Source organism: Phytobacter palmae, assembly GCF_039409775.1.
GTDB classification, from domain to species: domain Bacteria; phylum Pseudomonadota; class Gammaproteobacteria; order Enterobacterales; family Enterobacteriaceae; genus Phytobacter; species Phytobacter palmae.
On record NZ_JBCIVJ010000003.1, the window covers coordinates 216,325 to 228,782 of the forward strand.

Annotated in this window: 12 protein-coding genes; 6 read left to right on the forward strand and 6 right to left on the reverse strand. The window is 50.7% G+C overall.

The window, feature by feature from the left end:
* Positions 1-44 precede the first annotated feature (44 nt).
* The 4 genes from AAIG39_RS06225 to sanA all read left to right on the forward strand — a co-directional run bounded on the left by AAIG39_RS06225 (position 45) and on the right by sanA (position 2,992).
* A complete protein-coding gene (locus AAIG39_RS06225) occupies positions 45-443 on the forward strand; it encodes a CidA/LrgA family protein (protein WP_090085421.1) in 399 nt (132 codons plus the stop codon).
* The gene (locus AAIG39_RS06230; RefSeq protein ID WP_249569181.1) at positions 440-1,135 is read left to right on the forward strand and encodes a CidB/LrgB family autolysis modulator; all 696 of its coding nucleotides are present in this window, start codon (positions 440-442) and stop codon (positions 1,133-1,135) included. The genes AAIG39_RS06225 and AAIG39_RS06230 overlap by 4 nt, the downstream gene beginning before the upstream one ends.
* A 129-nt stretch (positions 1,136-1,264) precedes the next feature.
* The gene (gene cdd / locus AAIG39_RS06235; RefSeq protein ID WP_090085418.1) at positions 1,265-2,149 is read left to right on the forward strand and encodes a cytidine deaminase; all 885 of its coding nucleotides are present in this window, start codon (positions 1,265-1,267) and stop codon (positions 2,147-2,149) included.
* A 126-nt stretch (positions 2,150-2,275) separates the two neighbouring features.
* The gene (gene sanA, locus AAIG39_RS06240; protein WP_090085416.1) at positions 2,276-2,992 is read left to right on the forward strand and encodes an outer membrane permeability protein SanA; all 717 of its coding nucleotides are present in this window, start codon (positions 2,276-2,278) and stop codon (positions 2,990-2,992) included.
* An 18-nt stretch (positions 2,993-3,010) separates the two neighbouring features.
* On the opposite strand, the gene AAIG39_RS06245 is transcribed toward sanA, so the two are convergent.
* Both AAIG39_RS06245 and AAIG39_RS06250 read right to left on the reverse strand, forming a co-directional pair.
* A complete protein-coding gene (locus AAIG39_RS06245) occupies positions 3,011-3,436 on the reverse strand; it encodes a hypothetical protein (RefSeq protein WP_249569182.1) in 426 nt (141 codons plus the stop codon).
* 226 nt (positions 3,437-3,662) lie between these two features.
* Complete coding sequence (locus tag AAIG39_RS06250; RefSeq protein ID WP_343193423.1) at positions 3,663-3,890, reverse strand: hypothetical protein; 228 nt, start codon at positions 3,888-3,890, stop codon at positions 3,663-3,665.
* 419 nt (positions 3,891-4,309) lie between these two features.
* Between AAIG39_RS06250 and AAIG39_RS06255 the strand changes: the two genes are divergently transcribed.
* Together AAIG39_RS06255 and AAIG39_RS06260 are read left to right on the forward strand one after the other, a co-directional pair.
* Complete coding sequence (locus AAIG39_RS06255; protein ID WP_249569183.1) at positions 4,310-5,194, forward strand: SDR family oxidoreductase; 885 nt, start codon at positions 4,310-4,312, stop codon at positions 5,192-5,194.
* A gap of 331 nt (positions 5,195-5,525) precedes the next feature.
* Positions 5,526-7,331: a glycoside hydrolase family 15 protein gene (locus AAIG39_RS06260; protein WP_343193424.1), complete on the forward strand. Its 1,806-nt coding sequence runs from the start codon at positions 5,526-5,528 to the stop codon at positions 7,329-7,331.
* Between the two features lie 87 nt (positions 7,332-7,418).
* Here AAIG39_RS06260 and mglC read toward each other — a convergent pair whose 3' ends face one another.
* The 4 genes from mglC to galS form a co-directional block, all read right to left on the reverse strand.
* Positions 7,419-8,429: a galactose/methyl galactoside ABC transporter permease MglC gene (mglC, locus tag AAIG39_RS06265; RefSeq protein ID WP_090085408.1), complete on the reverse strand. Its 1,011-nt coding sequence runs from the start codon at positions 8,427-8,429 to the stop codon at positions 7,419-7,421.
* 15 nt (positions 8,430-8,444) lie between these two features.
* Positions 8,445-9,965, reverse strand: a complete 1,521-nt coding sequence (gene mglA / locus AAIG39_RS06270) for a galactose/methyl galactoside ABC transporter ATP-binding protein MglA (protein WP_047369544.1) — start codon at positions 9,963-9,965, stop codon at positions 8,445-8,447.
* An 84-nt stretch (positions 9,966-10,049) separates the two neighbouring features.
* Entirely contained in the window at positions 10,050-11,048 is a 999-nt protein-coding gene (mglB, locus tag AAIG39_RS06275; protein WP_090085406.1) for a galactose/glucose ABC transporter substrate-binding protein MglB, read from the reverse strand.
* 291 nt (positions 11,049-11,339) lie between these two features.
* Positions 11,340-12,365 (reverse strand): HTH-type transcriptional regulator GalS, encoded by a 1,026-nt coding sequence (gene galS / locus AAIG39_RS06280; RefSeq protein WP_090085404.1) that lies wholly within the window; start codon positions 12,363-12,365, stop codon positions 11,340-11,342.
* Positions 12,366-12,458: the final 93 nt, after the last annotated feature.

The window sequence follows — 12,458 nt, forward strand, 5'->3', positions numbered from 1 at the left end:
GGCTTTAATTGTATGATGAATGCGTTTCATCAAGGGTCTTCACCATGAGTAAATCACTGAACATTATCTGGCAGTACCTTCGCGCGTTTGTTCTGATATATGCTTGTTTATATGCAGGAATTTATATTTCATCACTGCTGCCTATTACTATACCTGGTAGCATCATCGGCATGTTAATCATGTTCGTCCTGCTGGCGCTGCAAATCCTGCCTGCCAAATGGGTTAATCCTGGCTGCTATGTGCTGATCCGCTACATGGCGCTCCTGTTTGTGCCAATTGGTGTGGGCGTAATGCAGTATTACGACATTCTGCGCGCGCAGTTTGGCCCGATAGTGGTCTCCTGTGCCGTCAGTACGGTTATCGTTTTTCTCGTGGTGAGCTGGGCCACTCATCTGGCGCACGGCGAACGTAGAGTCATTGGCGAGAAAGGAAGTGAAAAATGATGGCGTATATCTGGTGGTCGCTTCCGCTCACGCTGGCGGTCTTTTTTGCAGCGCGTAAGCTCTCTGCACGCTTCAAAATGGCGCTGCTTAATCCTTTGCTGATTGCGATGGTGGTGATTATCCCGTTCCTGCTGGTTACCGGCATCCCTTATGACCACTACTTTCAGGGAAGCAAAGTTCTTAATGATTTACTGCAACCTGCGGTGGTCGCCCTGGCATTTCCGCTTTATGAGCAGTTACATCAGATTCGCGCGCGCTGGAAATCCATCATTACTATCTGCTTTTTCGGCAGTATTGTGGCGATGGCGAGCGGAGCCGGTATTGCGCTGATGATGGGCGCATCGCCAGAGATTGCCGCGTCTATTCTGCCCAAATCAGTCACCACGCCAATTGCCATGGCGGTTGGTGGCAGCATTGGCGGTATTCCGGCGATTAGCGCGGTTTGCGTGATTTTTGTCGGCGTACTGGGCGCGGTCTTCGGTCACACGCTGCTGGATGCCATGCGTATTCGCACAAAATCAGCCCGCGGCCTGGCCATGGGCACAGCCTCTCACGCCCTGGGTACCGCGCGTTGTGCGGAGCTGGATTATCAGGAAGGGGCGTTCAGCTCACTGGCACTGGTTATTTGTGGGATTATTACGTCACTGATTGCGCCATTCCTCTTTCCCGTAATCCTCGCGATAGCGGGCTAAAATTTGCGATGAGTCGCGCATTTTTAATTTGAATTGCATACGTTGCATATACAGTGAGATGTTGATCACATATAAAGGCTAAAACGGCCCTTACACTACGATCCCATTACATTGTTATGAGGCAACGCCATGCATTCACGTTTTCACACTGCGTTTCCGGCCCTTGCGGAGAATTTACAGGCCGCACTGGCACCGCTGCTGGCGGACGCGGATTTTCCCGCGATGTTAAGCGCTGAACAGGTATCGACTCTGCTTAACGCCACGGGTATGGACGAAGACGCGTTGGCTTTCGCTCTGTTACCGTTAGCAGCAGCCTGTGCACGTACTGAGCTTTCGCATTTTAATGTCGGCGCGATTGCCCGCGGTATTAGCGGTACCTGGTATTTCGGCAGCAATATGGAATTTCTTGGCGCCACTATGCAGCAAACCGTCCATGCTGAGCAAAGTGCCATCAGCCACGCATGGCAGCGCGGCGAAAAAGCGCTGGCCTCTATCACCGTTAATTACACCCCCTGCGGTCACTGTCGCCAGTTTATGAATGAACTGAACAGCGGCCTGACGCTACGTATTAACTTACCGGGTCGTACGCCACATACCCTGGGTGATTATCTGCCAGACGCCTTCGGTCCTAAGGATCTTGAGATCAAAACCCTGCTACTTGATGAGCAGGACCACGGGTTTACCCTGAGCGGAGACGCACTCTCTCAGGCGGCCATCACTGCGGCTAATAAAAGCCATACGCCGTATACACAGTCACCGTCCGGGGTAGCTATCGAGTGCCGAAACGGGCGGATTTTCAGTGGCAGCTATGCGGAAAATGCCGCATTTAACCCGACATTGCCACCGCTACAGGGCGCTCTGAATCTGATGAGCCTTGCCGGATACGACTACCCGGATATGCAGCGTGCGGTACTCGCCGAAAAAGCCGATGCCCCTCTCACCCAATGGGACGCGACTGTCGCCACGTTGCGCGCCCTGGGTTGCCAGAACGTTGAGCGTGTTTTGCTCGACTGACCTCTCAACTGCGGGCATTTTGCCCGCAGTGATGAAAAACCCCGCAATTGAACGCCCGTTTCTTGCGATTGCCGAACGGGTAAAGTAGCCTTGAGTGAAATTTAACCCTGTACCGAGTTTGTCTGCATGCTAAAGCGCTTTGTATACAGCCTGTTGGTCCTTATCGGCTTACTGCTGTTGACTGCGCTCGGCTTAGACCGCTGGATAAGCTGGAAAACGGCCCCCTATATCTATGATGACCTGCAGGACTTGCCGTGGCGTCAGGTGGGGGTGGTGCTGGGCACCGCAAAATATTATCGCACTGGCGTGATTAATCAGTATTACCGGTATCGTATTCAGGGCGCACTGAATGCCTACAACAGCGGCAAAGTGAATTACCTGCTGTTAAGCGGCGATAACGCTCTGCAAAGCTATAATGAACCGGTAACCATGCGTAAAGACCTGATTGCCGCAGGCGTTGACCCTTCGGATATCGTACTGGACTATGCGGGTTTTCGGACGCTCGATTCGATTGTTCGTACTCGTAAGGTTTTCGATACCAACGATTTTATTATTATCACCCAGCGCTTCCATTGCGAGCGTGCGCTTTTTATTGCCCAGCATATGGGCATCCAGGCGCAGTGCTATGCCGTACCTTCGCCGAAAAATATGTGGAGTGTACGCGTGCGTGAATTTGGCGCACGTCTGGGGACGCTCGCGGATTTATATGTGTTCAAACGAGAACCCCGCTTCCTGGGCCCGCTGGAACCCATTCCCTCATTGCAGGAAGTACCTGATGATGCGCAGGGCTACCCGGCGGTCACCGTCGAGCAGTTACTTGATTTAGATAAGAAAAGTAATTAGATACCTCATAACTCCGTATCAGAACACTGAGACGCCACGCGTAAGGATTTTGGCAGGGCGAATAAGAGAATAATTTCGCGCCATAAATTCTTGATGATCGATATGTACTTGCTCTTGCTTATTCAGCGTCCAGAGCCCCGTCAGCGCATTAAACGGCAATGTGATTTCACCGCCTGGCGTCAGGACTATATACTCACCAGTTCGTAAGTAACCCGCCTGGCATTCAATACGCAACTGCGATCTGTTTTTCATTGAAAATTCAATTTTACTAAAGCCAGTTGGGATAACGGTATAAAACCAGGCGGGCAAATTGGTTATTTTGAGATCACCAAAGTCGGCAACAACAGCATTATCCCGCAGTAACTGCACGGATTTTAAATAGTAGTGAATTGAGTTTGGTCTTTCGTGCGGCGGGTGATCAACTTTAAAATACACAACATTCATAGGCGCTCCAGCTCAGCATTACAACGGCTTGCTCAACTATAATATATAGCGTAAGAAGCAGGTAATTTGCCAACATTAAGAATTGGCTTAAGCGGTAACGTAGCGGCACTTAACTATTTTGTAGTGAAATTAACAAATAAATGAGTAAGATGCCTGAAAATAAGGAGCAGCAGACTGTCATGAGCCACAGCTGCTGCAATGGTAATTATTTATAAACTGAGGGGTATCAGGCAACTTTTTCTTCATACTTATGCAGACTAACCTGGAGATCGTAAATGAGGCTTTTAACCTTCTCCGGCGTCAGACTAAAAAACTGCGACTCGAACGTTGAACCGCCCGGCGCATGAGGGGAAGTACTGTAACCAAAACGAATAACCACGCCATTCAACTCGTCCACTGTTCCCACCTGCCATCCATTAACGGGAAATGCAGGAAATGCTGATTCATTGTTCATCCTAATCTCCTTGTGAATGTTGTGACTCAAAGAGCGTAGCACCGAAATGAAAAAATTAACAATAAAGAATTGGGGAAGTTTTAACGCAAAAGTGAATTTGTTATTCCCTCAACAATATCGCCACGCTTATTAATGACAAGTCCAGGTAAATTCTGAATATATGTTATTCAACAGGAGGTTATCAGTTAACATTTTGTTACCTCAGTGTTCACAAAAAGGGCAAACGGAAGATATATCCTTGACGTAACCTCCTGCAAAAATAACCGCTTCGCTGACAGTACTTTTTCAGAAAATAAACCAAGCAGCGAGTTTTGTTTGTATAAAAATTAAAAAAAACGTTTCGTTATTTCTGTTCAGATAGCGCGAATGAATATTAAGGTCTACCTTAAAATTCTGGTTTACAAAAGAGGAAAATAATTATGTCACCTGCGGATAAGAAACATCTTCATTACCCACGTCCTCCTTTTCCGGCGCAGCCACAGCAGCCGCCAGGATTAGCGTCCGAGATGAAACCTATTCCCGATCATGGGGAAACAAGTTATGTCGGTTCAGGAAGGCTGGCAGGTAAGCGCGCGTTAATTACCGGTGGTGATTCAGGTATCGGTCGGGCCGTTGCGATCGCTTTTGCTCGTGAAGGCGCTGACGTAGCCATTAATTATTTACCTGAGGAACAAGCCGATGCCGAAGCGGTAATCGCCTTGATAACCGCAGAAGGACGTAAAGCGGTAGCGTTACCCGGTGATGTGCGTGACGAGGCATTTTGCCAGCAACTCGTCGCAAGCGCGGTCCGCGAACTGGGGGGACTGGAGATTCTGGTCAACAATGCCGGGCGCCAGCAGTACTGCGAATCCATTGAGGATCTGACCACAGAAGCGTTTGATGCAACCTTCAAGACAAACGTTTATGCGCCCTTCTGGATAACAAAAGCAGCCATCCCTCATTTGCAGGAAGGGGCGGTCATTATCAATACCACCTCGGTTCAGGCTTACCAGCCCAGCCCTATTCTGCTGGACTACGCGCAAACCAAAGCCTGCGGCGTCGCATTTACCAAAGCGCTGGCCCAGCAACTTGGCTCAAAAGGTATTCGCGTCAATGCTGTAGCTCCAGGGCCATACTGGACAGTCCTGCAATCAAGTGGCGGTCAACCTGAGGAAAAAGTGAAACAATTTGGCGCATCCGCACCGCTTGGCCGACCCGGTCAACCCGTGGAGATCGCCCCACTATATGTGCTGTTTGCCTCAGACGAGAGTTCTTACTCTTCTGGTCAGGTCTGGTGTTCTGACGGCGGCACCGGTACGCTGTAATAACTGTGGCAGGCTACGGCCTGCCACTGCTTTTCTCGTTACCCTTACTCTTCCTCGGATAATCTTTTACGTATTACGCATCCAGATTCACTTCTGTTCTGCTTTACATTTCCTGCCTTTGTAAGCGTTACGCCCTGCCCCGCTTGCAGACCGAAAGTGCACCTGCCGCCGGAAGTGTCGACAGTAGACGGAAGAACATCCTCAGCGACTGCTGGTCAGCTTAATGAAAAGACAGGTCATTTTCCTGCGCTATCGCCAATCCTGGTTACGCTTGATCTACGCACTTATTTATGGCGGCAGATGGCCGCCATACTTATGACCAGGAGAAAAGATGAAGAAAGAGTCGTACACTCATCCGCCGCGTCATGATGGCTATGCGGGACTCGGTGATTACGCCGCCATTGGTGATGGTCGCTCGGTGGCGTTAATCGCTCCCGACGGCGCAATTGACTGGTGGTGCGCCCCCAATATGGACTCTCCGCCGCTGTTCGATCGTATTCTCGACGCCGCCAGTGGCGGTTTCTTCCAGATTGAACCTACCGGCGACTATCGCGTTGAGCGCCGCTATCGGGAAAACAGCAACGTACTGGAAACCTGCTATCAGACAGCATCCGGTAGCGTGAAGCTGACCGAATCCCTCAACAGCAATTACGCCGGACGCCTGCCATGGTGTGAACTGGCAAGACGTATCGAGGGCATCGCAGGCGAAGTCGAACTACGGGTGATCTTTGTGCCGGGAACGGCGGCCTGTACCCGTTCACCCTGGATTCAGAACACCGACAAAGGTCAGGTCATCCATATCGGCGATTTAATGGCGATGCTGCGGACCTCTGACGATGTCTCCGTCACGCATTTTGACGATCATGCGATTGAAGGAACGTTTGTCGCCCGCGAGGGTGTGCGTTCGCTGGTGGCGTTACTGGTGAGTCATAAAGAGCCGCTGGCGGTGCCGTCTCTTGAAAAGATTGATGGTCATATTGATATTTCCGACCATGTCTGGCGGCTATGGTGCGAAAGCCTGACCTACGAAGGGGTGTTTCCTGAGCACGTCAAGCGTTCGGCACTGGCGCTGAAGTTTCTGCTCTATTCTCCGACCGGCGCCCTGGCGGCAGCGCCCACCACATCATTGCCGGAAGGCATCGGCGGCGAGAAAAACTATGATTACCGCTACGCCTGGACGCGGGATGCCTGCATGATCATCCGTGCCTTTACCGTTATCGGCGCGCTGGAAGAGTGCAAGGCGGCCTTCTCATGGCTCACCAATACCATCCTGCGCCATGACGGCAAAGTCCGCGTTTGTTATACCCTTGATGGCGGCATCGTTCCGGCAGAAAGCTACCCTCCGCTAAGCGGCTATAAAAACTCGCAGCCGGTGCGCATAGGTAATAACGCCCGCGACCAGCAACAGCTCAGTATGTATGGTGATCTGCTGGCTACCGCCCTGCTGTTTGTCCGCGCCGGACATATCCTGGATCTCACTACCGCCCGGCTACTTGCCGCGCTGGCGAATACCTGCGCCGATATCTGGAAGCAGGAGGATTCGGGCATCTGGGAACTGCATGACTTGCAACACTATACCCACTCCAAAATCACCTGCTGGATTACGCTGGATATTGCCGCGCATCTGGCGCGCGAGGGGCATCTGGAAGCGACGTGGGTAGCCCGCTGGGATCGTGAAAAAGCGCGCATCCAGGCATGGGTTGAGGCGCATTGCTGGTCGGAGAAAAAGCAGGCATATACCTTTTATGCTGGCAGCGACCGGCTCGATGCCTCACTCTGTCTTGCCTGGCATTATGGTAAGCACTGTAATGTGCAGCGCATGCGTTCCACCCTCAATGCCATTATGGATGAACTGGGACACGGCGAACCCATGCTCTATCGCTACAGCGGTGTCGAGCAGGAGGAGAGCACCTTTGTCGCCTGTTCATTCTGGCTGGTGGAGGCGCTGGCGGAGATGGGTGATAAAGACCGCGCCCGACGCTGTATGGATACCATTCTTAAGACGCTTTGCGATAAAGGGAATGTGGAGACGTTTAACGAGATGTTCGATGTGCGCAGTGGCGAATGGCGCGGCAACGTGCCGCAGGGGTTGAGCCATCTGGCGCTGATTTGCGCCGCTGATGCGCTGTCTAAATAGTGAGGGGGAGAAATGCCCGGGTGTGGCGTACTAATGCCGCACCCGGGGCCCGGTCAGCTCCTCTTCGCAACGGAGAGGAGCAGAGTGTTATTTCTTACGGGCGTATTTCAGGGAGTCCAGCGCCACCGCGAAGATGATGATGCCGCCCTTGATAATGTACTGCCAGTACGGGTTGATACCGATATAGGTCAGACCGTAGTTGATAACGGTGAAGATAATAACGCCGGTCACCACACCCAGAACCGTACCCACGCCGCCGCTAAAGGAGACGCCGCCTACCACGCACGCTGCGATGGCGTCGAGTTCATACATAAAGCCAAGGTTGTTGGTTGCCGAGCCGATACGACCCGCTTCCAGCATCCCACCGAACGCATAGAACACACCTGACAGGGCATAGATCATCAGCAGGTTCAGTGCCACGTTAACACCAGACACTTTTGCCGCTTCCGGGTTACCGCCGATTGCAAAAATATTTTTACCGAAGCGGGTTTTGTTCCACAGGACCCACACGAAAGCAACAGCAATCAATGCATAGAAGGTAATGTAAGACAGACGGAACGCACCCAGCGCAACAAAGCCTTGCGTGAAGGTGGAGAAGCCGCTGTCAAAGCCGGAAATCGGCGAGGCGCCCACGAAGTCGTAGTACAGGGAGTTAATACCGTACACGATGATCATGGTACCCAGGGTGGTGATAAACGGCGTCACGTTAAGGTAAGCGATGATAATACCGTTCACCAGACCGATGACCGCACCGATCACACAGACAATGCCGATTACCGCGATGATTGGCATCGTATGCATTTCCGGGAACACTTTGTTGACGTTTTCCATCGACTGCAACAAGGTCGCCGCCACTACGGCCGCCAGACCCACCTGACGTCCTGCGGAAAGGTCAGTACCCTGTGTGACGATAAGCCCGGCCACACCCAGCGCGATAATAATACGCACGGAGGATTGGGTCAGAATGTTACTTAAGTTCAGCAGACTTAAGAACGTAGGATCCTGGAAAATAATAATCGCCAGTAACACTAAAAGAACAACGTAAATACCGCCGTCTTTCAGATAAGTGAGAAAAGTTTTTTTATTTAACGCACTCATGAGGAGCCCCTGATCTTAAAGGTGCAAAGACGCAAGACGGAGTATTTCGTTTTGCGTTGTCGTTTTAGTGTCAACAATTCCGGCAACGAGACCATTGCTCATAACCAGAATACGGTCAGTGATACCTAACAATTCAGGCATTTCAGAGGAAATAATAATAATCCCCTTATTTTTCTTCGCCAGCTCCGCAATCAGCTGATAGATCTCGAATTTCGCCCCAACGTCAATACCGCGCGTTGGTTCGTCAAGCATTAAGATTTCCGGTTGCGTTAACAACCAGCGACCAATAATCACTTTCTGTTGGTTACCACCCGAAAGCGATCCGATCTGGGTACGGTGGCCGGGAGTTTTTACACGCATAGAGTCAATAACCCACTGGGTATCGCTCTTCATACGGGAATTATCCAGCAGACCGACTTTATTTTTATAATTCTGGATATTAGAAATAAGCGAGTTAAATCCGATATCCAGGTAAGCGTAAATCCCGGTAGAGCGACGCTCTTCGGTAACCAGTGCGAAACCATTATTGATGGCTTCATTCGCATTGTGGTTATTAATACTTTTGCCGTGTAGCTTAATAGTACCCGTGGCTTTTTCACGAATACCAAACAATGTTTCTACGATATCGGTACGTTTCGCCCCGACCAGACCAGCAATACCAAGAATCTCACCTTTACGCAGGTCAAAAGAGATATCGCGGATTGACGGCTGGCGCAGTGACGTCAGATTACGCACTTCAAGAATCGTCTCACCTGGTGTGTTCTGGCGATCCGGGAAACGTTGGTTGAGTGAACGCCCCACCATCATCGCAATGATCTTGTCCATATCCAGCCCTTCGAGCGGCTGGGTCGCAATCCACTGACCATCACGCAGGATCGTGATTTCATCACACAGCTGGAAGATCTCTTCCATCTTATGAGAAATATAAACAATACCGCAGCCGCGATCTTTCAGCTTACGGATAATTTTGAAAAGGTGATTAACTTCTTTTTCGGTCAGCGAAGAAGTTGGTTCATCCATGATGACAATTTTGGCATCGTATGAGAACGCTTTTGCAATTTCGATCATCTGCATTTGCGAAACAGATAATGTACCTACGCGCGCACGCGGATCGATATCAATATCCAGCTCATCAAAGATGGCTTTTGTATCACGGTACATTTTGTCCTGATCGACAAACACGCCTTTGGTTGGGTAGCGACCTAACCACATGTTATCCATTACAGAACGTTGCAACACCAGGTTAAGTTCCTGGTGAACCATTGAGATACCATTTTCCAGCGCTTCTTTTGCAGAATGGAAATCGATTTCTTTTCCCTGAAAAAGAATACTACCGGAGTCTTTCTGGTATATCCCAAAAAGGCATTTTAATAATGTCGATTTACCGGCGCCATTTTCACCCATTAATGCATGGATTGAGTGCGGACGCACTTTTAAATTCACATTATCGAGAGCCTTTACCCCTGGAAAAGACTTGTTGATATTGCTCATTTCCAACAAGAATTCACCGGACGACTGAGTATTATTGCTGACCATAATTATACCTTGTTGGCCTGGCATATCGTATTATAAGGGCGCAACTATTATTGTTGCGCCCGGTGAGAACATGCTTAAAACGAATTATTTACTGATGAACTGAGACAGATTGCCCTGATCTACACCAACGTAAGGAATACGAACAATTTTGTTGTCGATTTTCCAGTTGGTGCCGTCAGCTGCGCCTTTACCGTCTGCCAGGTTTTTCGCCAGATCGAAAGTCGCTTTCGCCTGGTTGTTCGCATCGTTCAGCACGGTACCGGCCATTGCGCCAGATTTAACCAGTGCCAGCGCTTCTGGCAGCGCATCCACGCCGAAGACCGGGATAGAAGTTTTGTTGTGTGCTTTCAGCGCTTCAACCGCACCCATTGCCATCGCATCGTTGTTTGCGATCACAACTTCAATTTTGTTTGCGTTAGGACCGGACAGCCATGCGTCCATTTTGTCTTTCGCCTGAGCGGTATCCCACATTGCGGTATCTAACTGCAGCTGCTCAGTTTTGATGCCTTTGTCATTCAGCTCTTTGATAACGTAAGTCGTACGTGCTTCAGCATCCGGGTGACCTGGTTCGCCTTTCAGCAGAACGTACTGGATTTGACCATCTTTGTTCAGGTCCCAGTTTTTGTTGTCAGCCCAGTGTTTGGCAATCAGGTCGCCCTGAATGATGCCGGATTCTTTGGAGTCTGTACCCACATAATAAGCTTTGTCATAGCTATCCAGCGCTTTGCGAGAAGGCTCTTTGTTGAAGAACACAACCGGAATATTCTGGCCACGTGCTTTTTCGATAACGGTGCCTGCAGCAGCCGGGTCAACCAGGTTGATGGCCAGTGCTTTAACGCCTTTTGCCAGCAGAACGTCGATCTGGTCGTTCTGTTTGGACTGGTCGTTCTGGGAGTCGTTCATCAGCAGCTGTACGCCAGAAGCCTCTTTGGCGTCTTTCTCGATGGCTTTACGGACAACTGACATAAAGTTGTCGTCATATTTATAGATGGTCACACCAATACGGGTATCAGCTGCATGTGCGGCTGCGCCAAAAAGCATGCTTGCCATAACAGCAGACAGAGTCAACACCTTCTTATTCATGGTATCTCCGGTTTTTTTATGCAGGGTAGTTCGTGCGAATAATGATCGGCGGGGCAGCAAGTTAATGAAACGTTACTTTTCGCCGAAGTTCACTCAAAAAATTCGTTCTTCCGTGTTCGGTAACGCTCCAATAATGCGCTTTCTTCGATGCTTCAGGCTGAATGACTCAGTGAAAGTGAATAATCACTGTTACATCGTGTTTCAGCTTCTAAAACGCTGACATGATAGTCACCGTCTTGTTAAGATACTGTGAATTTACTCACAGATTGAAAACGGTTACATCAACAAACTTCATAAGTTAGTGATCGTTCCCACAGATTGACGTAAAGCGACAGAATGACGGCGCACCAGCGTCGGCATAAAGCAGTGTGTTGCCTCGGGATCGAGCTTGCCCGCTGCCCCCAGCAGCGCCAGTTCTGTGGCCAGGCGGGCCATTGACGCAATGGGGTAACGCACCGTTGTCAATTGCGGATCGGTATAACGGGCAATCGGGATATCATCGAAACCAATCAAAGAGAGATGCGGTGGCACCGCAATGCCGTTATCTTTCAGCGCCGTTAACGCCCCGGCGGCCATGCTATCGTTATAGGCAAATACCGCTGTAAGCTGCTGGTTACGGCTCAGGAGTTCTACCATAGCGGCCTCCCCGCCCTGCATATCCGGCGAACCCATACCTACCCAGGCGTCCGGCGCGGCAATGCCCTGCTCCGCAAGCGCTTTAACCCAGCCTTCACGGCGCATGTCGTTATCTTCAATCTGATGGCTCGAGGCGAGATAGCCTATGCGTTGATGTCCGTGATTGAGCAACATGCGCGTAGCCATTACCGCGCCGCTGACGTTATCCAGTGAAACACAACGGTGGACGTAACCGGGCACCACGCGATTAATCAATACCATGCCCGGGATCTGCTCCATAAACCCGGCGAGTTCTTCATCGCTTAGCGCTTTTGAATGAACAATCAGTGCGTTACATCGTTGACGTATCAGCACCTCAATGGCATGACGCTCTTTTTCCGCTTCATGATAGCTGTTGCCGATAAGTACATATTTCTGATGCTGTTGCGCCACGGTATCGACCGCCTTCACCAGCGCGCCAAAGAAGGCGTCGGAGACATCCATCACCACCACGCCGATGGTGTCGCTGATCTGCGTGGCCAGTGCCTGCGCGTTGGCATTCGGGCGATAGCCCAGCTGCGCAACCGCCTTCATCACCGCTTCCCGCGTTTCCTGACTGACCAGCGCACTGTTATTCAGCACACGGGAAACCGTCGCGACGGAAACGCCCGCCTGACGGGCCACATCACGAATGGTGATCATAGGGACCAACCTTTATGTTGATTATGGCAGCTCACAGATACCCCCTGTTTAGCAAGGAGGCTATTCTCTCAGTCGGCGAGAAGTTGCTGCGTG